Below are 23,248 nucleotides of genomic sequence, written 5' to 3'. Positions count from 1 at the left end.
TGTTTTGACACCCTCTCTTTAAAATCCTCTCTCCAACCAAAAAAGTATCAAAATCCCGAAATTTTATCCATAACAAAGGCAATTTGACCGTGAGTAAAAAACTTTTCATTCAGACGCTCGGATGCGCGATGAATGTGCGAGATAGTGAGCATATGATCGCTGAGCTTGAAGCCAAAGAGGGCTACACCCTCACTGATGATCCCAAAGAGGCTGATCTCATTCTCATCAATACCTGCAGTGTCCGAGAGAAGCCTGAACGCAAGCTCTTCTCTGAGATCGGACAGTTTAGCAAAGAGAAAAAAGAGGAGGCCAAGATCGGCGTGTGCGGATGCACCGCGAGCCATTTAGGGAGTGAGATTCTTAAAAAGGCACCCAGCGTGAGCTTTGTGCTTGGCGCGCGCAATGTCTCCAAGATTTCGCGAGTGATTCACCAAGAGAAGGCGGTCGAGGTGGCGACAGATTATGATGATAGCAGCTATGTCTTTGCCACAGGAAGCCGAAACGATTACAAGGCGATGGTCAATATCTCCATAGGGTGCGATAAAAAGTGCGCCTATTGCATCGTGCCGCACACTCGCGGGCAAGAGATATCCGTGCCTAGTGATCTGATTTTGGGAGAGGCAAGACGGCTTGCTAGTGCAGGGGTGAAGGAGATTTTGCTTTTGGGGCAGAATGTCAATCACTATGGACGGCGATTCTCTTCGGCTCATCCAAAGATCAGCTTTACCGAGCTTTTGCGCGAGCTTAGCCAAGTGGAGGGAATCGAGCGCCTTCGATTCACTTCGCCCCATCCTCTTCATATGGATGATGAGTTTTTGGAGGAGTTTGCGAGCAATCCCAAGATCTGCAAAAGCATCCATATGCCCCTCCAGAGCGGCTCTACAAGAATCCTCTCGCTCATGAGGCGTGGCTATAGCCAAGAGTGGTTTATCAATCGCGTTGAAAGACTCAAGGCGCTTGCTCCAGAGACGACGATTGGAACGGATATTATCGTAGGATTCCCCGGAGAGAGCGAGGAGGATTTTTTAGGGACGATGGAGGTGCTAGAGAGAGTGCGTTTTGAGACGCTCTATAGCTTTGTCTATTCACCAAGACCTCACACTGAAGCAGCCTCATGGGAGAATCTCGTGGATGAGGAGGTGGCAAGCGAGCGACTTCATCGACTGCAAGCGCGCCACAAAGAGATATTGGAGGAGCTGAATCAAAAAGAGGTCGGCGCGATTCACTCCGTACTCTGGGAGCATCAAAGAAGGGATGAGGGGTGGTGCGAGGGGCGCACGGATACAGGAAAGATGGTGAGGATGAAGGGGGGCGAGGAGTTTTTGGGTAGAATCACTCCCGTGAGAATAAAAGAGGCCTATCGAGCCTTTTTGATAGGAGAGCCGCTATAAAAAAAGAGACGGGACGCGCTTTGGCGCTGGCTATCTTGCCTTTTTTGGGATACTGCATCACGCGTTTGCTTTTTTGGAGTTGCAAAAAACGCTTCGTGGTGAGTGAGAAAATCTCTAAAGAGAGCTCCTTTGTCGTGGCGTTTTGGCATGGAGAGCTGTTGCTTCAGCCCTTTTTGTATCGTCAAATCAGAGCTAAGCCAAGAATCTCGGTGATGATTAGTGACCATTTTGATGGAGAGATTATCGCACGAATGATTGGTTTTTTTGGCTTCAAGACTTTGCGAGGCTCAAGCAGCAAGGGGGCTAAGCGAGTGCTTCTTGGGGCCATTAGAGAGCTAGAAGGAGGAGGGGATATTGCCATCACGCCTGATGGACCTAGGGGACCCTACCATAGCGTGGCGGATGGAATCGTGATGATCTCTCAAAAGACGGAGCGTCCTATTGTGGTCTTTCGAGCCTTTTTTGAGGAGGCGTGGCAGCTAAAGAGTTGGGATAAGTTTTTTATCCCCAAGCCCTTCTCTAGGGTGACGCTCATTGCGCGGGATCCTTTTGATCTATCAGGGCTTGGCCTAGAGGAGGCTAAAACACTCATTTATGCCAAGATGACCGAGGAGATAGAGTGAATAAAACCCCGCTTTTTGCCCTGTTGGCGCTTTTGGCGTTTGGACTTTTGACCTACCTTTACTTCACCCCCTCTTATCAAGGGGCTTTTTTGGCTCAATACGAGCTCTCGCGAGGTGAATACAAAGAGGCAGAGCGATTGGCGCAAGAATCGCTGGGTTTGGACCCTTACAATCGGCTAGCCATGAGTGTTCTCAAAGAGGCCAAAAAAGAGCGAGAGTGGCAGGGGCTTTTGAGGGAGGCCAAGGAGCGAAAAGGGGAGATAGAGCACTCGCTTGGGATTAAGCTAAGCTTGGAGCAGAAGAGGCGATTGGAGTGGCTAGTGAAGATGACGCTAGAGCAGTTTGCCTCCATGGGAAGCGGGGCTCCTTCTAGCTTGGAGCTCAAAGAGGAGAGGGAACGATTAGAATCGTGGTATAAACGGCTGGATCGAGAACTCAAGGCACTTTAGAGGTGCTCTTAAGCAAAGCTACCTTAATATAATAGATTACAAAAAGAGAGAATTTTGGGGTTAACCTTTGAGCATACAGCGCATCGTTAAGGATATGTTCTCCACGCTTATCATTGGCGTGAATGTCGATTCGAGGAATTGCTACACTCGTGTATTGACGCTCAAAAAGGGGAAAATCCTCCACGACGAGCTCAAGGAGTTTAGGACAGTTCCTGGAGATATTCCCATTGAGGCGGCTAAATTCATCCGCAAACTTCGTAAAAAGCACCCTTTTACCTATGTCGCCACTCTAAGCCACTCCATCCACCAAGGGGCGATAGACACCATTAGGGCGGATGAGTATTTGAAGTTTGGAATCCGCTCTAATGAGGTGAGAAGCGTCATTGTTCAGGAGGCATGGAGTGCCTACATCTCTAGAGAAGGAATCGCTGAGGCGAGAGGGAAGTTTGCCAAAAGCCAAGGGGTTGATTTCCTCTTTTCTCCTTTTGCACTGCTTTATGAGGGAATCAAGGGGCGATTGGATGAGAAGAAGCGCCTCTATGTGCTTCAGCAGCAATCGGATTTGGCTTTGGCAATCATGAACGCCAAGGGGCTCTATTTTGGCGGGTTTTTTATTCTAGAGAGCGAGATGGAAGCGAGCACAGAGAAGAAGCCAGAGGAGGAGATGGCGCTTGGAGAGACGCCCCTAGAGCCCGCCTCTCCAGCCAAAATCACTGAGGCACTAAGCGCATTGGATAATGAGCTGGAGGAGATTGGGGAGCTAGAGGAGCTTGATGATAGCGTCATGATTGAGGATTTTGAAGAGCATGAAGCTCCTTTGCCCAAACACAACGAAAAAGAGGAGGAGAGGAGTGCGCTGGATGACTTTGCAAGGGCGATTAGTGTGGCAAAGTTCATCAAGGATTCTTTGAGCGAATTTTACAAAAATGAGGTCTATCGAAGTGACTTTATCGATGAGATTGTGATTTTGGACACCTATGGAATCTCTTCAGGGGCGCTCACCTATCTCAAAAACACTCTCCTTATCGATATCAAGACCCATGCGCTCGATGTCACCTCCTCTTTGGTGAAGATGGCGGAGCTTGAGATCAAAGAGAGAGAAGGAGGGGCGCGTGGGATATAGTTTCATCGCACCCCAACCCAAGAGAATTCTGCTCAAAATCACGAGGATTTGGCTCTTTTATGTCATCTTGACCTTTGGAATCTTGCTCTTTTTCGTGGGATTTTTGCAGATGCAACGAGACTATATGCTCAAAAGCGCCCTAGAGAGCGAAAAGAGCAAGCAAGAGCTCTTGGTGCAGATCGCCGCGCTTAAGAGCGAGATGGAGAGAGTGCGCTTTGAGAAGAGCTTCGCCGATGATTTGAGGACGCAAAATGGAATGCTTTCTGAGAGCGTGAAGAATCTCTTTGAGCTCATTCCCGATCAAATCACCCTCCAAGCGATTGAGATGGAGCGCGATAGGCTCACCATCAAGGGAATCACTCCCTCTAAAGAGATCTATAGCTTTTTGCTTGAAGTGCCTTTGCGCTCTATTTTTCATGAGAGTCGCGCTGATTTCTACGCGCTTCCCAATGGTTGGTTTAGTTTCGTCTCGGTGAGCCGACTCAAAGAGGAGCCCTAAAAATCATGAATAACTTCACTGAATCGCTTCGCGAGATCGACTGGATTCGCAACACGCTTTGGTTCCTCTTCTATGTAGTGGGGGTGGCGCTTCTCTTTCTTGGGTGGGTGCTTCCTGCGCTGGATGATTTTCGTCGCGCCAATATTGAGTATCGAAAGTCTGAATTCCTCTATAATGAGACCAAAAAAGATTATGATGCCATCGATAAAGAGCTCCGTGATTTCAAAGAGCTCAATGCCGCAACCCTAGAGGCACTCGCCCAAACCAGTGACGCTCAAGTGCTCCAGAGTGTTTTGTCGGGATTTTTTGAGGATTTGAAGGTGAGTGAGCTCTCTAGGGAGAAACGCCAGATTGGCTTTGAGGTGGCACGATTTGTGATTGAGGGGCGTGCGGCCAACTCCTCCTTGCTCCATCGCTTCATGGATGAGGTCTCCAAAATGGGGCGAGTCGTGAAGGTGGATTTCCCTGTTTTGCTAAAGAGTGAATCAAATGCGCTCTTTTTCCGTGCCCACTTGGAGCTCTATAAAAGCGAATCGATTCCAGCCATAAAGCAGTAGGGGCGCACTTTGGGAGGAATCTTGGCGATTCTTAGCCTCTCTCTTTGAGCTTTGGGGATAATCACTCGCTCAAAAGGGGCGATAAAGATTCCCCTCTCACTCCTGCCAATGGCCACTTTTCCTTTTAAAACCACGCAAAATCCGCTCTTTAACAGCTCTTGGCGCTCCCCTTGGCTCATCACATATCCAAGCGCCTTTAAAGAGAGGTCGATGAGGTGGAGGTTTTGGGTTTCTCTCTCTTGGGAAGGGAAATAAAAGAGAGAATCGCGGCGAATTCTTGGGTCCTCTCCATAGAGAATCTCTCGCTCCTCTTGGAGGAATCGGAAGCTTTGAAGGAGACCTTGGGCGTGCTCCTTGAGGAGAGTTTCACTCAAAGGGCGGAAGCGATTGCGCAGCGGCTTAGGGTCGCGATTGCTTTCATCTTCAAAATAGCGAATCTGGTGCTGATGCAAGTAGTCATAAAGCGCCTCTTTGGTGATCTCTCCTAGGGGACGGATGAGCTCATAGCCTAGGCGAATCTCACGCGATGAGAAGCCAAGAAGGGTGGATAGAGAGCTCCCTTGGGCAAGTCGCATGAGGAGCCACTCCAAGCGATCCCCTAGATGATGGGCGAGCAGGAGTCGTGCATACCCCTCTTGGTGGATGAGGGATTCAAAAAAGCGATAGCGCTCTAGGCGTGCTTGGTGTTCAAAATTGGAGGGGCCAAGAGGGCAAGAGAGAGTGAAGCAGCGTTTTTGGTGGCGATGGGCTAGCTCTTTGGCGTATGATTCTTCTTCTTTGGCTTGAGCCCTTTGATGGTAATTCACCAAAGCGATGTCAAAGGGAATCTCCCTCTCTAGGAGGAGGAAAAAGAGGGCTGTGGAATCAACCCCTCCTGAGAATCCTAAGAGATTCTTTCCTTGGCGGAGTCGCTCTTCCTCTTGGAGTTGGATTATTTTTCCCATCGCCTCGTGAGGGTGGCTAGGAGCTGTTTGCCTGCGACTTGGGTGATTTTAGCCCAGTAGTGACCAGGGGCGGGCTGGGGAAGAAGGGTCTCGTTGATCAAAATCTCTCCATCAATCTCTGGCGCCCATCGAGCGTCTCTAGCGGAATAGAAGAACTCATGTTCACTCGATCCGCCCTCTAAGATCACGGGAATCTCTTGCCCTACCATCTCTTTTAGAAGGGCTCTGTGCTGTTTTTGGATGATCTTATCAAGGCGTTTGAGGCGGGCGTTGATCACCCTTTTGTCTAGCTTGCCTTCCATTTTGTGGGCGCTTGTACCCTCTTCATCGGAGTAGGCAAAGAGATTCACCCGATCGAATCGAAACTCTTCTAAAAAGCGACAAAGCTCCTCAAACTCCTCTTCGCTCTCGCCTGGATGCCCAAGAATAAGCGTGGTGCGCACAAAAGAGTGGGGCACTTGGCGCATTCGCTCTAAGAGCTCTTTGTGTTTTTTTTGATTGGCTCCGCGTTTCATCCTCTTTAGCATCGATTCGGCAATGTGCTGGAGGGGCATATCAAAGTAGTTTTGCACCACTTGAGATTTTTGTATGGCTTGGATGAGTTTGGCGCTGGCGGTGGAGGGATAGAGGTAGAGGATTCGAGCGCTTTTGATTCCCTCTAGAGAGTCAAGTGCTCCAATAAGCTGGATGAGCCCCTCTTTTTCGCCGCGATCGCGCAGGTAGGAGCTGGTGTCTTGGGCGATAAAAGAGAAGTCGGTGAAGCCTTTGGCGATGAGGTTTTTCACCTCTTTGAGGGTGGATTCGAGGGTTCTGGAGTGGAGTTTGCCCTTGAATTGAGGAATCGCGCAAAAGCTACAGGTTTGGTTGCACCCTTCGCTTAGCTTCACATAGGCGTGCACGCTAGAACCAGTGATGACTCGCTCCTGCTCTTCGCTAGCAAGAAAGACTTCGCCTGAGTGGAAGCCTTGGCGCTCTCTCACCATCTGATCGATTTTATCGTAATCCCCCACGCCTGTGATGATGTCAATCTCTGGAATCTCTCTCAAAAGCTCCTCATGGTAGCGCTCGCTAAGACAGCCGCTAGCCACAAGAATCGCCCCTTTCTTGCGGCGCTCTAGCGCTTCAAAGAGAACCGATAGACTCTCTTGTTTGGCCGCTTCGATGAATCCACAAGTATTCACGATGATCACATCGGCTTTTTCGATTAAAGGGGTGATCTCATAACTTTTGAGTCGTCCCAGCATCACTTCGCTATCGACTAAGTTTTTGGTGCAGCCTAGAGAGATGAGATGGAGTTTTTTTGACATGGAAATCCTGAAAAAAAGATAGATGAGGAGTATAGCATATCTCGGGGGGAACCCCCAAGATATGGAAAGAAAAAGAGGTGTGAAGGGTTAGAAGGTGATAGCGGTGATTTATACGTAACCCATCACACTTGCCAAAATAAAACCAAACACACAAGAGGTGCCCACTCCGATGAGTCCAGGCAGAATAAAGCTGTGGTTGATAACGAATTTACCAATCTTGGTAGTGCCAGATCGGTCAAATTGAATGGTGGCAAGGTCGCTTGGATAGGTGGGGAGAATATAGTAACCATAGCACGCTGCTGCAAAAGCTAGGATATATCCAGGTTCAACACCTACGCCAAGGGCTACAGGAACCATAGTCGCAACTGCGGCCGCTTGAGAGTTTAGGAATTTAGACACAAGGAGAAGCATAAGGGCGTATGTCCAAGGATGTTGTTTTACTACATCGCCAAGGCTTGCTTTCATGTCGGCGAGGTGAGCCAAGAATACGGTTTCCGCCATCCATGCAATACCAAAAACAGCGACAATCGCGATCATACCTGATCGGAAAACTTCATTTTTGGAGATTTTAGATGTATCCACTTTGGTGAAGATAACAATCAATGCACCCGCAAGGAACATGAACATTTGGATGGTGAGAACCATGTTCATTGGTTTAAGGACACCTTTTGCATCAGGGAAAGAGGGGCGAAGCTCGGGGAACATACCAAGAAGCGCAATAACAGCGATGTTTGCAAGGAATATCCACATAGCTACCCATTGGCTGGTGGGAAGTTTTTGATTCAAAAGAGTGGCGCTTTCGCCATAAACATATTGTTTGTTTTCAGGGTTAGAGATGAAAGCCTGGAAATCAGGATCTTTATCAAGGTCTTTACCTCTGAACCAGCTGAAGATACCAATTGCTAATACCCCTGCAATGGTGCATGGAATGGTGATTTGGAGAACGGTAATGAGGCTGATTTCAGCACCATTAGCCAAATGTGACTTTGCCAAAAGAGCAACGAAAGAGACGATAGCAACAGAAACGGGACTAGCGCAGATACCCATTTGACTGGAGATAGAAGCCGCCGCCATAGGTCGTTCTGGGCGAATGTTGTTTTTGATCGCAATATCGTAGATAATAGGCATGATGGTGTAGACCACGTGACCTGTTCCACAAAGCATGGTAAGAATCATGGTGACCAAAGGAGCCAAAATAGTTACATATTTTGGGTTTTTTCGCAGAATTTTTTCAGCGATTTGCAACATAACATCAAGACCGCCTGAAGCTTGCAATGTCGCTGACGCTGCAACTACGGCAATAATGGTGAGCATAACATCTACGGGTGCTTTGCCTGGAGGCAAGTGGAAACCAAAGATGAGGATGACAAGACCAATACCGCCCAATAGACCTAGTGCTATACCCCCCTTTTTTGGCACCATAAAAGAGGCACCCCAAGACGACTAGCAGCTGAAGAAAGAATTCCATAATTTTCCCCTCGTGTTTAATTTGATCCTTTTATGAAAGTTATCCTAGTTGATAACATATAAAAGGTAACGCTAACGATTATAAGGTTTTTTCTACAAGAGAAACTAAACCATTTTAACTATTCTGTTCGTATAATACGAACAGAAGAAAAACAACCCAACCAAGGGCATAGAAAGAGGATTCTTGTGCACCTTAGTCATCTTTTCTTTAACCTAAAGCTAGATTTTCGCGTAGGGTTTTTGACCCATTTCATAGAAATTGTTGCCCTCAGAATCGATCGCCACAATTGCAGGGAAATCTTCCACAGTCAATCGAGCCACCGCCTCAGGTCCAAGCTCTGGATAGGCGAGAACTTCATATTTTTTAATGGACTTAGCGATTAGTGCTCCAGCGCCACCGATAGCGACCATATAAACCGCACCATTTTTCTTGATGGATTCGATCACCTCTTTGGAGCGATAGCCTTTGCCGACCATTCCACTCACGCCAAGATCAAGAATTGTGGGGGTGTATTTATCCATCCGTCCACTGGTGGTGGGGCCTGCAGCACCGATCACTTCGCCGGGCTTTGCGGGGCTTGGACCTAGATAGTAGATGGTCTCATTTTGGAGATCAACAGGAAGTGTCTCACCTCTAGCGAGCGCCTCAGTGAGGGCCTTGTGGGCGGCATCTCTAGCAGCGATGATGGTTCCGCTGATCAGGACATTGTCGCCAGCTTTTAGTTTTTTCGCGGTCTCTTTGTCAAAGGGTGCAGTGATTTTAATAGCGTGTGACATAATAAAACTCCTTCTTCTTATAGCGTGACGTCAGCGTGTCTAGCGGCGTGGCAGTTGATGTTAACAGCGACGGGAAGGCCAGCAATATGAGTGGGATACCACTCAATGTTGACTTTGACAGCGGTGTTGATTCCGCCTAGACCCTGAGGGCCTACCCCTGTGGCGCAAGCCATCTCTAGCAGGTCTTTTTCAAGTTGCGCATAGTCAGGATGCTCATTATAAGAATCAACGGAGCGAACCGCTGCTTTTTTGGCAAGAATCGCCGCTTTTTCCATGGTTCCACCGATGCCTACACCAATGACCATAGGAGGGCAGGCGTTAGGACCAGCGAGTTTGACGGCTTCAAGGAATACTTTTTTGACTCCTTCAAGACCATCGGCGGGAACAAGCATCTTAAGAACGCTTTTGTTCTCGCTTCCAAAGCCCTTGGGACAGACTTTGAGCTTGAGTTTATCTCCGGGAACGATTCGAGTGTGAATGACCGCTGGAGTGTTGTCTTTGGTGTTAGCTCGGTTAAAGAGAGGTTCGCCAACGACAGATTTTCGTAGGTAGCCCTCAGTGTAGCCCTTGGCTACGCCCGCGTTGATGGCGTCTTCAATGTAGCCCCCCTCGATCTTGACTTCTTGACCGATTTCTACAAAGACGACTGTCATCCCGGTGTCTTGACAGATAGGCATATCCTCTCTCTTGGCAATGTCAGCGTTTTCTATGATTCTTCCTAGAATATGCTTGCCAAGGGGTGAAACCTCCGTCTCTTCGGCTTTTTTGAAGGCGGCGTACATATCAGGTGTGACATAGTAGCAGGCTTCCTTACAGAGTTTTGCGACAGCCTCTGTAATGGCTTGAGCGGTGACTGCTCTCATAATTTTTCTCCTTTTTTATAAGATCGATAAATTTTACTCCTACTTTTCTATGCCCAATCGTAAAAATAAAAACTAAGCTAAGGATTAAAAGTTTTGTTGAAACCATCCCGCGATTTCACTACGAATCGTCTGCTTGAGCTGAATTCCTGCGATGAAGTTATCCTGCTTGGCCTTTTGGAGCATGGAGACGATTCCGTTACGAAATTTGCTGAGATAGGGGTGGTCAATCTGCGCCCAATCACCCAAAAATACGATACGGCTCTCTTCGCCCATGCGTGTTCCAATAAGCTTGATGGTGGCACTAGAGGCGTTCTGTGCCTCATCAAAAATGACAAATTTTCGAGCGATGGTCACCCCTCTAGCGTGTGCAATATCGATCACCTCAATGTTGTGTTTTTGCAGGAAATACTCGGTGGCCTCCTGTTTTTCGATACTGTTCACATCGCCTCGGTATTCGATTTTTTTGGCAAGGGATTCTTTTTGCATCTTTTCGATAGTGAAATTGACGGCGCTATAGAGTGGATACATGAAATAGCCGAGTTTTTGCCCCTCATCTCCTTTGCGAAATCCAAGTTCCGCCTCTTTGTCATTGGCTGTGACGGTGTTACGCAGATAGACGATCCCATCCACGACCCCTTTTTTGACAAGATGGATTCCTGCTTGAAGGGCGATGAGGGTCTTACCGCTTCCCGTGCTTCCTGTGGCGACCGTGATTTTATTTTTGGGGTGGATGAGCATAGAGTAGTAGAGTTTCTGCTCTAGGTTAATGGGCTTGATATAGGGGTTGGTGTCCTCTAGAATCTCATCGAGTCGCTGCTCTTCAAAGCGCCCCTCAATTTTGAGCCCAAAGCGTTTTTTGCCCGTGAGATAGAGGGAGCTCTCGGTGTTGTCCTCCTCGTTCACCTCAATGATGCTCCAGTCAGAGAGTTCACTGAAGTTTTTTCGCTTAGAGAGGTTGGAGAAGTCATAATCTTTGTGGAGGTTGAGCGTATGCCAAAAGTCGATTTCGCCGGGATTTTCTACGCGATCACGATAGAGAGATTGGGCATTGATTCCTTGGGAGAGGGAGTGGATCTTCAGAGCGATATCGTTGGTGAGCAAGATGAGGTTGAAATCTTTAGCGATTTCGGCGATTCTTGCGTCATTAAGCCCATGTTCTAGCCCCTTGGTGCGATAGTGCTGGCGGCAGACGATATAGATGGGGATCTCCCGCTCCTTTTTCTTTAGGTACATGAGGCGGATATAGTCCCCCTCTAAGGTGGCGGCGCTTTTGAAATCGTGCAGAGCGATCTCTTTGCCATTATCGTTGTTGATGAGTCTAAAAAACTCTCTCGCAAAGAATCCCGTCTCGCTGAGAAGCTCTTTTTTCTTGTTGAGCTCAGAGAGGACGACATCGCTAATGAAGATGGAGTTTTCGCCGTTTTGCCAGAGGTGTTCGAGGTTGTCCGTGTCGTCAAGGATAACGGAAGTATCCAAGAGGTAGGACTTGCTTTTGGGGGTTTTCTTTGCCATCGTTTGGAGGGAATCCTTATGAGCAAGATTTAGATAACCCTTAGATTATGGCATATTTAGACTCAATCTGTCGATAAAGGCGGGAACACCTCGGTAACAGCGAGGTGGGAGGGTTATTGGCAACCCTCGCACTCGATGCTTCGATCCATGGTGTTTTCCTCGGCTTGAGGGCTTTGGCTTCTTAAATAGTAGGTCGATTTGAGACCTAGTTTCCAAGCGTTCACATAGATGTCATTGAGATATTTACCGCTGGCTTTATCTAGGGAGATAAAGATGTTGGTGCTTTGGCCTTGGTCGATCCATTTTTGGCGGATGGAGGCGGCTTTGATGAGAAGATTTTGATCCAAATCATAAGCCGATTGGTAGAAGTTCCAAGTCTCTAGGCTTAGATTGGGGGCGACCACGGGGATGAGACCGCTTAGATTCTCCTCAAACCACTTGCGCTTGTAGATAGGCTCGATGGTTTGGGTGGTGCCCACGAGGATGCTGATGGAGCTGGTAGGGGCGATCGCCATGAGGTAGCCATTGCGCATTCCATCGCGTTTTACCTGCTCTCTTAAGGAATCCCAGTCGCAATCTGTGCCAAAGAGCCCCCCTCGATCCACCAATTTTTTGGCCTCACTGTTGGCAAGGTCAATGGGGAAGATTCCTTTAGACCAGTTGGAGCCTTCAAAATCAGGATAGATTCCCTTCTCTTTGGCAAGGGTGCTGCTTGCTTTAATCGCGTGGTAGCTCACCTGCTCCATGATCTCATCGATTCTCTCTAGGTGCTCTTGGCTCCCCCAGACGATTTTGGATTCAGCGAGCATTTGAGCCTCACCCATGACGCCTAGGCCAATCGCACGAGTTTCGAGGTTGGTGCGTTTGACCTTTTTGTTGGGGTAGAAGTTGAGGTCAATCACATTATCAAGCATTCTCACAGCAATGGGCACGACTCGCTCGATATCCTCTTGGGTGTGAATCTTGGAGAGGTTGATACTAGCGAGATTGCAGACGGCAGTTTTTCCCTCTTGAGCGATTCGCTCCGCAATAAAGACCTTTTTGCCTTGGAGGGAATCCATGGAAGTGATTTTGTTGGCTCGCTTCTCTACGCCTGTGTCGGTGGTGATGATTGCGTGCTCTTCAAAGCGTTCGCTGGAACCATCCTCATATTCCACTTGAATGAGGTAGTGGTTGGGCTCGGTGTTTTGGAAAATCTCCGTGCAGAGGTTAGAGCTTCGGATGATTCCCTTGTGGGCGTTGGGGTTGAGACGATTGGCGTTGTCTTTGAAGCAGAGGAAAGGGCTTCCAATCTCAAAATAGCTAGTGAGCACCTTTTTCCATAGCTCCTTGGCGCGGATGGTCTCTTTGATGATTCCCTCCATGCATTCATACTCCAAGTAGCGCTTCTCAAAAGCCTCTCCATGTAAATTGGTGAGATCTTGACACTCATGAGGGTCAAGAAGTGTCCAAGCTCCATCCTCCTCCACGCGCTTCATGAAGAGATCAGGAATCCAAAGGGCAGGGAAGAGGTCATGCGCTCTTCGCCGCTCTTCACCACTGTTTTTCTTCAGATCAATGAAGTCAAAAATATCGGTGTGCCAAGGCTCAAGATAGACGCTGATCGCCCCTTTTCGTGTGCCAAGCTGATCCACGGCAATGGCGACATCGTTGGTGATTTTGAGGAAGGGCACCACTCCGCCTGCGGCGTTTTTGTGTCCATCGATATAGCTTCCAAGTCCTCGCACCTTGCTGTAGTCCCAGCCAATCCCCCCGCCATATTTAGAGAGGAGCGCCATCTCCTTGTATCCATCAAAGATTCCCTCGATGTTATCAGGGGTGCTTCCAATGTAGCAAGAGCTAAGCTGGTGGCGGGGGGTTCGGGCGTTGCTGAGGGTTGGGGTGGCGGCCATCACCTCAAAGCGACTAAGAAGATCGTAGAACTTCACCGCCCACTCATTGGGTTCCCTCTCATTTTGCGCCAAAAACATGGCGATAGACATGAACATATGCTGAGGAAGCTCAATGGGTTTATTGGAGCGATCTTTGATGAGGTAGCGATCGTATAGGGTTTTGATTCCGAGGTAGTTGAATTGCAAATCGCGCTCAGGAACAATCTTGGTGTCAAGAAAATCAAGGTCAAATTTCCCTCTCAATCCTTTAATGATTCTCCCCTCGCTCTCCCCTCGCTCAAAGTAGTCTTTGAGTTTGCCATAGCCCGTGAAGCGATTGACTTTGTGGTAGAGATCATAGAGAAAGAGGCGTGCGGCGACATAGGTCCACTCAGGAGCATCGACATCGATCTTGTCCACAGCGGTTTTGATGAGGGTCTGTTGAATCTCTTCGGTGGTGATTTTGTCTCGGAATTGGATTTTGGCATCCACTTCCAACTCGCTTTGGCTGACATTTTCCAGCCCTAAAACAGCACTATGGGTGAATTTTTGGATTTTGGTCACATCCAGTGGTTCTACCCGTCCGCTTCGCTTGATAACGGTTAGCATTCAAGCCCTCCTTGTGAATTTTTCGTGCGGGTGTTTTCCCCAAGCCAAGAGGCTTGGAGGTGGTTTAAGATTGTCTAGCGTATCTTCGTCTGACGGTGGGGTCAAGATATTTTTTGCGGATTCGAATGTTAAGGGGGGTGACCTCTAGAATCTCATCATCCTCAATCCACTCTAAGGCTCTCTCTAGCGTGAGCTCTCTAGGGGGAATGAGCTTGATCGCCTCTTCGCTGCCGCTGGTTCTCATGTTGGTGAGGTTTTTGGCTTTGATTGGATTGACATCAAGATCATTGTCTCGGCTATGCTCGCCGATGATCATGCCGACATAGACTTTGGTCTGAGGACCCACAAAGAGCACGCCGCGCTCTTGGATGTTAAAGAGGGAGAATCCTGTCGTTTCACCATTTTCCATGGAGACAAGCGCCCCGTTGCTTCGGCTTTCCACGCTTCCACTAAAGGGTCTAAACTCCAAGAAAGAGTGGTTCATGACGCCTTCACCCTTGGTGTCCGTGAGGAATTCGCTTCGGTAGCCGATGAGGCCACGAGCAGGAATCTCAAACTCCAATCGAGTGTAGCCATCGCCCATAGGGTTCATGGCGCGCATCTCTGCCTTTCTTCGTCCGAGCTTCTCAATGACATTCCCCGCGTAATCTTGGGGAGTGTCAACCACGAGATTTTCAAAAGGCTCCATGCGCACGCCATCCTCTTCTTTGACGATCACTTCGGGTCTAGAGATACTAAACTCAAACCCTTCACGGCGAAGATTCTCCGCTAGGATAGTGATCTGAAGCTCGCCTCGCCCTGAGACTTTGAACTTTCCTTCGCCCATCTCCTCCATTTTCATGGCGATGTTAGTCTGCATCTCTTTTTCGAGACGGTCTTTGACTTTGTTGGCGGTGACATGCTTGCCCTCGGTGCCCGCTAGAGGAGAATCATTGACGGCAAAATAGACCGACATGGTTGGCTCTTCAAGGTGCATAGGGTCAAGAGGCATGGGGTTATTGGGGTCCACTAGGCTATCGCCCACATCGATGGAGTGGAATCCTGCTACTGCGACGATATCTCCCGCCTCGGCCTCGTCAATCTCCATCCTAGCCAAGCCGTGGAAGCCAATTAGCTTAGTGATCTTTCCGCTACTCTTCTCGCCATTGGCTTTGGCGAGCATGACGGTTTCACCTTTTTTGACCACACCGTTGAAGATTCGTGCGATTCCGATTTTGCCGACATAATTATCATAGTCAAGCGTGAAAACTTGAATCTGAAGGGGTTTTTGGGCTGAGCCACTAGGAGCAGGAACGTGCTCTAAAATCGCCTCAAAAAGGGGCTCAAGATTTTTCTTCTCATCGTTTAGCTCTTTCATTGCATAGCCATCTCTTGCCGCGGCGTAGATGACGGGGAATTCAAGCTGCTCTTCGGTCGCATCCATGGCGGCAAAAAGGTCAAAGACCTCATTGACCACTCGATCAGGATCAGCGGCAGGTTTGTCGATTTTGTTCACCACAACAATGGGTCTAAGGCCGATGCTAAGCGCTTTTTTGACGACAAACTTAGTTTGGGGCATGACGCCCTCTTGGGCATCCACTAGGAGTAAAACGCCATCAACCATTTTGAGCACGCGCTCCACCTCACCGCCAAAGTCGGCGTGTCCAGGGGTGTCGATGATATTGATTTTGTGTCCCTTGTATCGGATAGCCGTGTTTTTAGAGAGGATGGTGATCCCTCGTTCTCTTTCGATGGCGTTGCTATCCATGGCGCGCTCATCGACCTGCTCATGTGAGGCGAAAGTTCCTGACTGCTTCAAAAGCCCATCCACAAGCGTTGTTTTGCCGTGGTCAACGTGCGCGATAACCGCGATGTTTCTTATACTTTGCATCAAACTCCTAGATAATTTTTATCCCAATTTTACCCTATTTATCATTAAGCCAACCCCCTAGGGGGAGCTAGGGGGAGTTGGCTGCAAGGTCGGAACGAGGATTGCTTTGGCAAGGAGAATGATTCCCCTTAAAAGCGAGATTAAATGCTTCAAGAAATCCTACAAAGTCTCTCTAGCTCTAAGAGCGCCAAAGGCTCCTCAAGCTCCTCTAATGGTGTTAGCGAGGAATCGGGCGAGCTTTTTGCGGGGCTTTTTAACCAAGCCCTCAAAAGCACTCTTAAGAGCGGAACACTCGCTAGCACGCTCACTCAAAAGCTAGAAAAACAGAAAAACAACTTGAGTGTGGAGAGTGGTGAAAAGAGCTCTTTAGGGGCGCCCTCCAATCTTTTGAGCCCTAGCTCACCTTTTCTCTCCTCTCTCTCCACGCAAGGACTCAAAGGCACTCTCAAAGAGGCGGGCGGGACACTAAAAGAGCTCTTAGAAGAGGCTAAAAATGCCATTAAAGAGGCAAAGAGCAGCTCCAAAGAGATTCTCGTCTCCTCCAAGGGAGAGAGCCTCAAAAAAGAGAGCCCTAAAGGAGAGAATCTAAAAGAGAGTTTGAGCGCGGCTCCTATCTCCGCTCAAAGCGCTTCATTAGAGACCCCCAAGGAGACCAAAAAGCTCTCAGATGTCGCTAAGATAGCCGAAGATTTGGCACTCAAGCCCAGCTCCATCAAGGCTCAAAGTGAAACTTCCGCGGAAGTTTCACCCAAAAGCACGCTCATTAAAGAAGAACTCACAAATAGTCAAGCTCCAGAAAAAACCGTAGAAAAAAGCACTCCAAAAAGCGCAGAGATCTCCAGCGCTGCGCCTATTGTAAAGAGAGAAAAGCTCACCAAAGAAGAGGAGAATCAAAAAGGAGAAACAAGCTCCAAGACCCCCTCCGCTCCAAGCTCAAAGGATATCCCTCTTCAGGATAAACCCAAGGATAAAGAAGAGTTGTCTCTTGTAAAAAATCGCTCTTTAGCCCTCGATTCTGATCCTTTTGCCTCAAGGCCTGCAGGAGAAAACAAGAGGCAAGAAGGCGCTGAAAAAGCCCCTCAAGCCGAGGCCAATTTGGCTGGAATCTTAACGCTTACCAAAGAGAAAAAAAGCTCCACCAAGGCAAGCCAAGAGGCGATAGTCACGGAGAAGCAGGAGGCCAAAGAGAGCCAAAAAGAGAAATCAAAAGAGAAGACCAAAGGGGTTTCTAAAGAGACAACCAACGAGGCGGTCAAAGAGGCAATCAAAGGGGAGACTTCATTCAGAGAGAGCTCCTCTAAGAGCTCCCAAGAATCTCCTAAAAATCCTATTGCCAGCGCGATTTTAGAATCAAAAGAGCTGGCGCCAAAGAGTCAAAGTGCGGGTGAGCAAAGCAATCAAATAGCAGAGAACAGACTCAAGAGTGCTTTAGAGGAGCTTGTGGGGGCAGGGGGCAAGCAGGTCTCCTTGGGCAAAAAAGAGGAGAGCGAGAGCAAAGAGACGACCTTAGGAAAGAGTGAAGCGTCTATGGGGATAGAGGGGCGACTCTCCTCTCTAAGCGAGACCAAGGGTGACCTTGCCCTCAAAAGCGCGCTCGCCAAAGAGACGCTCAAAAACTTCACCGCCACGCTTAAAGAGGAGGTGCAAAACTACAAACCTCCGCTCACCAAGCTCTCCGTGGAGCTTAACCCCGAAAATCTCGGTAGCGTGGAGCTCACCATCACGCAACGAGGACAGAATCTCCTTGTGCAAGTGGTCTCTAATACCCAAGCGATTCAGCTTTTTATGAACAATACCGCCGAATTTAGACAGCAGCTAGCTAATGCTGGGTTTGGTGATGTTTCGATGAGCTTTAGCGATGGAAGCGCCTCTAGCGGGGGCTTTGGTGGGGGAGATTCTTCGGGAGGACACCCTCAAAAAGGGAACGAAAATGGCTTGTTCGCCTATAAAGCAAATGCGCTTGGAGGCGCGGATTTAGAAGAATCCGAGCGTCTAGGCTTGATGGAAATCACCCTACCCAAATACGCCTAGGAGGAACCCATGGCCACTATAACCAACACCAACTCCACTTCAACCTACACCAGCTCAAGTGATGTAGCTCAAAATAATAACGGCACACTAGACAAAGATGCTTTCATGAGGCTCTTTTTGGAGCAGCTCAAATCCCAAGACCCCACCTCTCCCATGGAGACGGAGAAAATCTTGGAGCAGACGGCAATGCTCACTCAGCTCGAACAGCAAGAGGAGATGAAAAAAACGCTATCAAGCATGACCGACACAATGAAGACGATGACCGACACGAGCACTAAACTCGCTGAGCTCCAAGAGACGATGTCAAACACCCTCAAAGACCTTGGGACAAGCCTTGACAATAGCACCAGCGTCACCACCTTCTTGGCACAACTTGCAGGATATAACTCCGTGGGTATGATTGGTAAGGTGGCCGAGACCAATGTCACGGGGCTTAATATCACTAGTAATGATGCGGTGAAATTCGATCTCTACTTTGATGAGCCTATTGATGCGAGCAAGGGAACCCCAATGCTTAAGATCTATAATGAGAAAAACGAGCTAATCAAAGAGGTGGATTTGAGCGCCTACAATGGGCAAAAAGGTTATGTCACATTTGAGTGGGATACCAAGGATTCTGGAGGGAGTTATGTGGCCAATGGAGCTTACAATGTAACAGCAGAATACAATCTTGATTCTGCCACCAATAAATATAAAGAGACGCGAATCGGTCGGGGAGAGGTTCAAAGCATCCTCTATGAAAATAGCGTCCCCTACGTGAAGCTTGGAGATAACCTCATTCTTCCTATTGGCAATGTGACTCAATTCTACGAAAAAGGCTAAGCCATGAACGCCACTCTCTTTAATGGCCTCAGTGGGATATTAACTCATCAAGTGGGGCTTGATAGCGTTTCAAATAACATCGCTAACGTCAATACGACAGGTTATCGCGCCAATATTCCGCAATTTGAGACACTTTTTGCCAAGAGCATGAGCTATATCAACTCAAGCTCTCCCATCAATAATGACTTTGAGCACGGGGTGACCGTCTCAAGCAATGCCATTAGCAATAAAAACGGGAGCTACAAAAGCTCTGATGGCGAGTTTGATATCGCCTATGCGGGCAAAGGATGGTTTGTTGTCGGGACGCAAAAAAGTGGAAGTTTTGATCTTCAAAACCCCACGGTTGCGGCAACACAAAAGAACTACTTCACTAGAGATGGCTCTTTTAGTCGAGATTCTGAAGGGTATTTGGTGAATGCCAGTGGTTATTATCTCTATGGAATTGATCTAGGAAAAATCTCAGAGACAGGCACATTCAACGCGAGCCGAAATGAAGCCGCGGACAATCTTGCTCTCTCGGGTTCCAATCTCTCTCCCCTCAAAATCCCTGAAGATCTCTATTACCAGCCTACGGTCACGACCCAAGTCGGAGCCGCAGTGAACCTCAACAAGAGCGCCACGGGCACAGGGGTCAATGAGGTCTTTTTGAATGCAGATGGTTCTTTTGACCTAGAGGCGTTCTTGGCACAAGACATGAACGCTCTCATGGATGGCGATCTTAAGCTCATTGACGCGCTTAACTATAAAGATCTCACGATCACCACCACGCTCCCCTCAGGCAAGACAGAGAGTCATACCTTCACCTACGGAGGGAGTGGAAGCAATGGATTTAAAACCGTGGGAGAGCTTAAAGGCTTGATTGAAGCGCAGACGGGATTGACGCTGGATATTACGCGAGATTCGAGTGGAAATCCCGCAGGATGCACCATGTCACTCCGCAATGACACTCTTTATGATATGAATATTAGCGTGAGTGGAAAGCTTGGACAAAAGCTAGGGCTCAATGGAAATTCTGAGAATTTCTCCAGTGGTGCTGTTGGAGCCTACAATGCGAGCGCAACAAATTATGAAGTGGGGGCGTACGTGATGCTGGATAACGTTGTTTATCGACGTACGACCAGTGTGGGCAACTCCGATCCGCACACCGACACCACTAACTGGGAGAGAATCGATTCTTCGGCCATCGAGGGTTACAATACCGCACTTGCCTACGAAGTGGGTAATGTGGTGGAGCAAGGCGGGTTGCTCTATCGAAGAATCGGCACGGCGGGCAACTCCGACCCTGCGACCAATCCCGCAGATTGGGAGGATTTGGGGGCGAGTGCGACGGGGAGTCTGCCCAACTACGCGGAGGGGACGACCTATAACACCAATGATATTGTAAGTCACAATGGAATCCTCTACAAACGCACAGGCGCTTCGGGCGCTTCTGATCCCTATACCGATAGTGCCAACTGGACAAAAGTGGGGAATGATTCGCGCTCAACGACCAAATTCGCCGTCCCTAGTTATACGAGTGGCGTAGAGGTCTATAGCTCTGATGGAACCAAGTATGTTCTCCAGTCCACCTATTACTTGCTTGATTCGGGAAATGATGGTGTGGGCGAGCGATGGGAGGTGAGAAGCGCAATCTACGATTCCACGGGCAAGAGTATGGTAAGCACGGCTCCGGTGGTGCATGAAATGACTTTTGACAATGGAGTGGCGAGTGCCGCGAGCGTGGCTATTCCTTTTGATGGAGGAACTATCACCTATAATCCTGCTCAAACCGAAGATGGCAAACTCTCCACTAACTACACCTATGTGGAATCAAGCGTCAAAGCCAAGAGTCAAGATGGCTCTCCTGCGGGGCGATTGGATGATGTTGGAGTGGATAGCAATGGACGCATTATTCTCACTTTCACCAACGGAAAGTCAGAGGTGATGGGTCGCGTAGGATTGGCGGCTTTTGTGAATGACCAGGGTTTGCAAAAGGTGGGAGGAAATATGTTCCAAATGACCTCTATCAGCGTCAATGGGGGTCAGCCCGTTTACTCTAGCGGAGCACCCATCCTGGCATGGGATGAGACAGGACAGTTGAAATTTGGAAAAGTGCTTGACAGTATGCTAGAGACAAGCAATGTGGACATTGGTGCAGCATTGACCGAGTTGATCGTTCTCCAGCGAGGATACTCTTTCAACGCCAAGGCTTTCACGACGGGGGATGAGCTCATCAAAGAGGCAATTGGGCTCAAGAAATAAGGCTTGATTTGGAATATTTTTTGCTTTTAAAATGACAAGAATAAACGACTTTAACAAATAAAGGATCGAAGATGCTCAGATCGCTATGGTCAGGTGTCAGTGGAATGCAGGCACACCAAGTCGCGCTAGATGTCGAGGGTAACAACATCGCCAACGTCAACACGACAGGCTTTAAATACTCTAGGGCGAACTTCTCGGATATGCTCTCTCAAGTCAATCGAATTGCCACCTCACCTTATGGAGGCCTTGGAGGTCAGAATGATTACTCCATCGGTCTTGGAACGAGCATTAACTCCACGACCAAGATCTTTGGGCAAGGCTCTATTCAAGATACCACCAACAAGATGGATTTGGCCATCGGTGGGGATGGGTTTTTTATCGTGAGTGGGAATGGCGGACGAACCAATGCTTACACCAGAGATGGAGCTTTTGGATTTGATGCCGCAGGAAACATGGTCAACAATGCGGGTTATATCGTGCAGGGTTGGACGCGAGATCTAAACTCTGGTAGCACCAGTTGCTACAGTGATGCGCTCTATAATGTGGTGGATACCACCGTGCCTATTAGTGGGATCAAGATTGAGCCAAAGATGGTGATTCCTGCCAAGGCCACCACTCAGGTGAATCTAGATGCCAACTTGACCGCAGGGGACACCACAGATAAGCTTGGTTGTATGTATGCACTCGATTCCACGAGTGTGACAGCTGCAGATGGAATCGCCGCGAGATACGATAGTGCAGGCAATAAAATCCAGATGGCCGAAGACATGGGTGTACTCTTTAATGCGAGCGGAAACGCCCTCAAACTCTCTGAGGGTCAAGGCGTTTGGGTGAGCTATAGCCAAGCAACCGCCACTCAGGCGGTTGCAGTTGCCACCACGGGTACGATCACTCTCAATGGCACCACCATTACCTTCACTAACGATTCGACCATCTCAGGCGTAAGCTCTCTGGTGGCGGCTCAAAACGCCATCAATGCTAAAAAATCCGAGACAGGCGTGGAAGCCTTTGCCACGGGTGGACAGCTAAGATTGGTGAATGACAACAGTCTTGATGGAAATGCAAGCAAAAAGAATGTCATTATCACCGCTTCAGGCGGTGCTTTGGCCAACTTTACGGCAGCGGATAACTCCATCACCGCGTTCCGATATGCTTATACCACTGCAAGTGATGCCGATTCGACCTCTCGACTCTTTAGGACAACCGAGGATCTAAGGGCACTCCTCCAGCAAGATGCCAACAACATCAAGCACGGGGGCGGTTATGTGGATAGTACAGGCACTAACGCCTCGGTCAAGGTGACGATCAACAAAACAGGAATGTTTGAGATTCTTAACCAAGATGATGGCGACACCACCACGGGCAATCTAAGCCTAACGGTGAGTAGCTATTATGACACTAACGTGACTAGTAACGTTCTCTTTAAGAGTGCCATGAAGGGTCTCAATACAGGAATCTTGGTTGAAGGAGGCTCCTCCACCACTTCGGCTTCTCTTATGGCGGCAAAGCATACAGCAACGACTGATATTGTGGATAGCCTTGGAAACAAGCACACCCTCACCGTCACCTTTAGGAAAGTGGGTCCTCAAGAGTGGAGCTTCAGTCTCCATGTGCCTGAACCTGCCACCTTTGTGAATGGCTCAGGAGAGAGACCTAACTATTTTGAAGGGGGTCGTGTCACCTTTGGAGAGGATGGGGGGCTCACAGGGATGAACCCTCCCACGATTCAGTTTAACCCTAAAAGCGGAGCCTCCTCTCCCCAGAGAATCGATCTAGATTTTGGGGTCTCAGGAACATTTCAAGGCCTCACAAGCACAGATAAAGAGAGTGCTACAGGGAACATCTATCAAAATGGTTACCAGTCTGGAGTCTTAGAGGATTGGCGATTTGATTCTAATGGAGTGCTTATCGGAGAGTTTAGCAATGGGAAAGATTTGGCGCTGGCTCAAGTGGCCATCGCTTCTTTCACCAACAATGGAGGCTTGCAAGCTGAGGGTTCTAACCTCTTTTCTCAGACGGCCAACTCAGGCGAACCCGTCGTCGGCACGGCAGGCTCAGGAGGAAGAGGAAAGATATCTCCTTCGGCTCTAGAGATGAGTAACGTGGATCTAAGCCGAAGCTTAACCCAGCTCATCGTGGTGCAGAGAGGATTCCAAGCCAACTCTAAAACGGTCACCACTTCCGACCAGATTCTCAACACTCTCCTTCAGCTCAAGCAGTAATTTCATCTTACTCATAGGGCGCTTTTAGCGCCCTTGTCTGCTTTTTGCTACAATGCTCTCTAAAAAAGCG

General features: G+C 48.7%; 17 protein-coding genes and 1 pseudogene. 10 read left to right on the top strand and 8 right to left on the bottom strand.

Annotated elements, in window-relative coordinates:
• The first annotated feature begins 89 nt into the window (after nucleotides 1-89).
• The 6 genes from miaB (at nucleotide 90) to WS_RS10715 (ending at nucleotide 4,642) form a co-directional block, all read left to right on the top strand.
• On the top strand, nucleotides 90-1,391 hold the full coding sequence (gene miaB, locus WS_RS08360) for a tRNA (N6-isopentenyl adenosine(37)-C2)-methylthiotransferase MiaB (protein ID WP_011139581.1): 1,302 nt from the start codon (nucleotides 90-92) through the stop codon (nucleotides 1,389-1,391).
• A 20-nt stretch (nucleotides 1,392-1,411) separates the two neighbouring features.
• Complete coding sequence (locus WS_RS08355) at nucleotides 1,412-2,014, top strand: lysophospholipid acyltransferase family protein (RefSeq protein ID WP_011139580.1); 603 nt, start codon at nucleotides 1,412-1,414, stop codon at nucleotides 2,012-2,014.
• Entirely contained in the window at nucleotides 2,011-2,463 is a 453-nt protein-coding gene (locus WS_RS08350) for a hypothetical protein (protein ID WP_011139579.1), read from the top strand. The genes WS_RS08355 and WS_RS08350 overlap by 4 nt, the downstream gene beginning before the upstream one ends.
• Nucleotides 2,464-2,557: 94 nt before the next feature.
• A complete protein-coding gene (locus tag WS_RS08345; RefSeq protein ID WP_041571882.1) occupies nucleotides 2,558-3,586 on the top strand; it encodes a hypothetical protein in 1,029 nt (342 codons plus the stop codon).
• Nucleotides 3,576-4,085 carry a hypothetical protein gene (locus tag WS_RS08340; RefSeq protein ID WP_041571881.1) on the top strand — a complete coding sequence of 170 codons (510 nt, stop codon included), beginning with the start codon at nucleotides 3,576-3,578 and terminating at the stop codon, nucleotides 4,083-4,085. The genes WS_RS08345 and WS_RS08340 overlap by 11 nt, the downstream gene beginning before the upstream one ends.
• A gap of 5 nt (nucleotides 4,086-4,090) precedes the next feature.
• Entirely contained in the window at nucleotides 4,091-4,642 is a 552-nt protein-coding gene (locus tag WS_RS10715; protein WP_011139576.1) for a hypothetical protein, read from the top strand.
• On the opposite strand, the gene tilS is transcribed toward WS_RS10715, so the two are convergent.
• The 8 genes and pseudogenes from tilS to typA form a co-directional block, all read right to left on the bottom strand.
• Nucleotides 4,606-5,586 carry a tRNA lysidine(34) synthetase TilS gene (gene tilS, locus WS_RS08330; protein WP_011139575.1) on the bottom strand — a complete coding sequence of 327 codons (981 nt, stop codon included), beginning with the start codon at nucleotides 5,584-5,586 and terminating at the stop codon, nucleotides 4,606-4,608. The genes WS_RS10715 and tilS overlap by 37 nt on opposite strands.
• A complete protein-coding gene (rimO, locus tag WS_RS08325; protein ID WP_011139574.1) occupies nucleotides 5,574-6,893 on the bottom strand; it encodes a 30S ribosomal protein S12 methylthiotransferase RimO in 1,320 nt (439 codons plus the stop codon). The genes tilS and rimO overlap by 13 nt, the downstream gene beginning before the upstream one ends.
• A gap of 108 nt (nucleotides 6,894-7,001) precedes the next feature.
• Nucleotides 7,002-8,361: pseudogene (locus tag WS_RS08320) on the bottom strand (anaerobic C4-dicarboxylate transporter).
• A gap of 218 nt (nucleotides 8,362-8,579) precedes the next feature.
• Nucleotides 8,580-9,137 (bottom strand): Fe-S-containing hydro-lyase, encoded by a 558-nt coding sequence (locus tag WS_RS08315; RefSeq protein WP_011139572.1) that lies wholly within the window; start codon nucleotides 9,135-9,137, stop codon nucleotides 8,580-8,582.
• Nucleotides 9,138-9,154: 17 nt separating this feature from the next.
• On the bottom strand, nucleotides 9,155-10,000 hold the full coding sequence (locus WS_RS08310) for a fumarate hydratase (RefSeq protein ID WP_011139571.1): 846 nt from the start codon (nucleotides 9,998-10,000) through the stop codon (nucleotides 9,155-9,157).
• An 84-nt stretch (nucleotides 10,001-10,084) separates the two neighbouring features.
• Nucleotides 10,085-11,512, bottom strand: a complete 1,428-nt coding sequence (locus WS_RS08305; RefSeq protein ID WP_011139570.1) for a PhoH family protein — start codon at nucleotides 11,510-11,512, stop codon at nucleotides 10,085-10,087.
• Nucleotides 11,513-11,625: 113 nt separating this feature from the next.
• On the bottom strand, nucleotides 11,626-13,992 hold the full coding sequence (locus tag WS_RS08300; protein WP_011139569.1) for a ribonucleoside-diphosphate reductase subunit alpha: 2,367 nt from the start codon (nucleotides 13,990-13,992) through the stop codon (nucleotides 11,626-11,628).
• 64 nt (nucleotides 13,993-14,056) lie between these two features.
• The gene (gene typA, locus WS_RS08295) at nucleotides 14,057-15,862 is read right to left on the bottom strand and encodes a translational GTPase TypA (RefSeq protein WP_011139568.1); all 1,806 of its coding nucleotides are present in this window, start codon (nucleotides 15,860-15,862) and stop codon (nucleotides 14,057-14,059) included.
• A gap of 144 nt (nucleotides 15,863-16,006) precedes the next feature.
• On the opposite strand from typA, the gene fliK reads away from it, so the two are divergent.
• From fliK to flgE, 4 genes are all read left to right on the top strand, one after another.
• Nucleotides 16,007-17,893 carry a flagellar hook-length control protein FliK gene (fliK, locus tag WS_RS08290; RefSeq protein ID WP_041571880.1) on the top strand — a complete coding sequence of 629 codons (1,887 nt, stop codon included), beginning with the start codon at nucleotides 16,007-16,009 and terminating at the stop codon, nucleotides 17,891-17,893.
• 9 nt (nucleotides 17,894-17,902) lie between these two features.
• Nucleotides 17,903-18,715 carry a flagellar hook assembly protein FlgD gene (gene flgD / locus WS_RS08285; protein ID WP_011139565.1) on the top strand — a complete coding sequence of 271 codons (813 nt, stop codon included), beginning with the start codon at nucleotides 17,903-17,905 and terminating at the stop codon, nucleotides 18,713-18,715.
• A gap of 3 nt (nucleotides 18,716-18,718) precedes the next feature.
• Complete coding sequence (locus tag WS_RS08280; protein ID WP_011139564.1) at nucleotides 18,719-20,956, top strand: flagellar hook-basal body complex protein; 2,238 nt, start codon at nucleotides 18,719-18,721, stop codon at nucleotides 20,954-20,956.
• Nucleotides 20,957-21,027: 71 nt separating this feature from the next.
• On the top strand, nucleotides 21,028-23,178 hold the full coding sequence (gene flgE / locus WS_RS08275) for a flagellar hook protein FlgE (protein WP_011139563.1): 2,151 nt from the start codon (nucleotides 21,028-21,030) through the stop codon (nucleotides 23,176-23,178).
• Nucleotides 23,179-23,248 lie beyond the last annotated feature (70 nt).

Source organism: Wolinella succinogenes DSM 1740, from assembly GCF_000196135.1.
Taxonomy (GTDB): domain Bacteria; phylum Campylobacterota; class Campylobacteria; order Campylobacterales; family Helicobacteraceae; genus Wolinella; species Wolinella succinogenes.
This window is presented reverse-complemented; position numbering and strand designations above follow the sequence as displayed.

What these genes read in the sequence shown, in the direction of transcription:
- WS_RS08345 (WP_041571882.1), top strand. Translation starts at nt 2,558, where the DNA reads ATGTTCTCCACGCTTATCATTGGCGTGAATGTCGATTCGAGGAATTGC.
- WS_RS10715 (WP_011139576.1), top strand. Translation starts at nt 4,091, where the DNA reads ATGAATAACTTCACTGAATCGCTTCGCGAGATCGACTGGATTCGCAAC.
- tilS (WP_011139575.1), bottom strand. Translation starts at nt 5,586, where the DNA reads ATGGGAAAAATAATCCAACTCCAAGAGGAAGAGCGACTCCGCCAAGGA.
- rimO (WP_011139574.1), bottom strand. Translation starts at nt 6,893, where the DNA reads ATGTCAAAAAAACTCCATCTCATCTCTCTAGGCTGCACCAAAAACTTA.
- WS_RS08315 (WP_011139572.1), bottom strand. Translation starts at nt 9,137, where the DNA reads ATGTCACACGCTATTAAAATCACTGCACCCTTTGACAAAGAGACCGCG.
- WS_RS08310 (WP_011139571.1), bottom strand. Translation starts at nt 10,000, where the DNA reads ATGAGAGCAGTCACCGCTCAAGCCATTACAGAGGCTGTCGCAAAACTC.
- WS_RS08305 (WP_011139570.1), bottom strand. Translation starts at nt 11,512, where the DNA reads ATGGCAAAGAAAACCCCCAAAAGCAAGTCCTACCTCTTGGATACTTCC.
- WS_RS08300 (WP_011139569.1), bottom strand. Translation starts at nt 13,992, where the DNA reads ATGCTAACCGTTATCAAGCGAAGCGGACGGGTAGAACCACTGGATGTG.
- typA (WP_011139568.1), bottom strand. Translation starts at nt 15,862, where the DNA reads ATGCAAAGTATAAGAAACATCGCGGTTATCGCGCACGTTGACCACGGC.
- fliK (WP_041571880.1), top strand. Translation starts at nt 16,007, where the DNA reads ATGCTTCAAGAAATCCTACAAAGTCTCTCTAGCTCTAAGAGCGCCAAA.
- flgD (WP_011139565.1), top strand. Translation starts at nt 17,903, where the DNA reads ATGGCCACTATAACCAACACCAACTCCACTTCAACCTACACCAGCTCA.
- WS_RS08280 (WP_011139564.1), top strand. Translation starts at nt 18,719, where the DNA reads ATGAACGCCACTCTCTTTAATGGCCTCAGTGGGATATTAACTCATCAA.
- flgE (WP_011139563.1), top strand. Translation starts at nt 21,028, where the DNA reads ATGCTCAGATCGCTATGGTCAGGTGTCAGTGGAATGCAGGCACACCAA.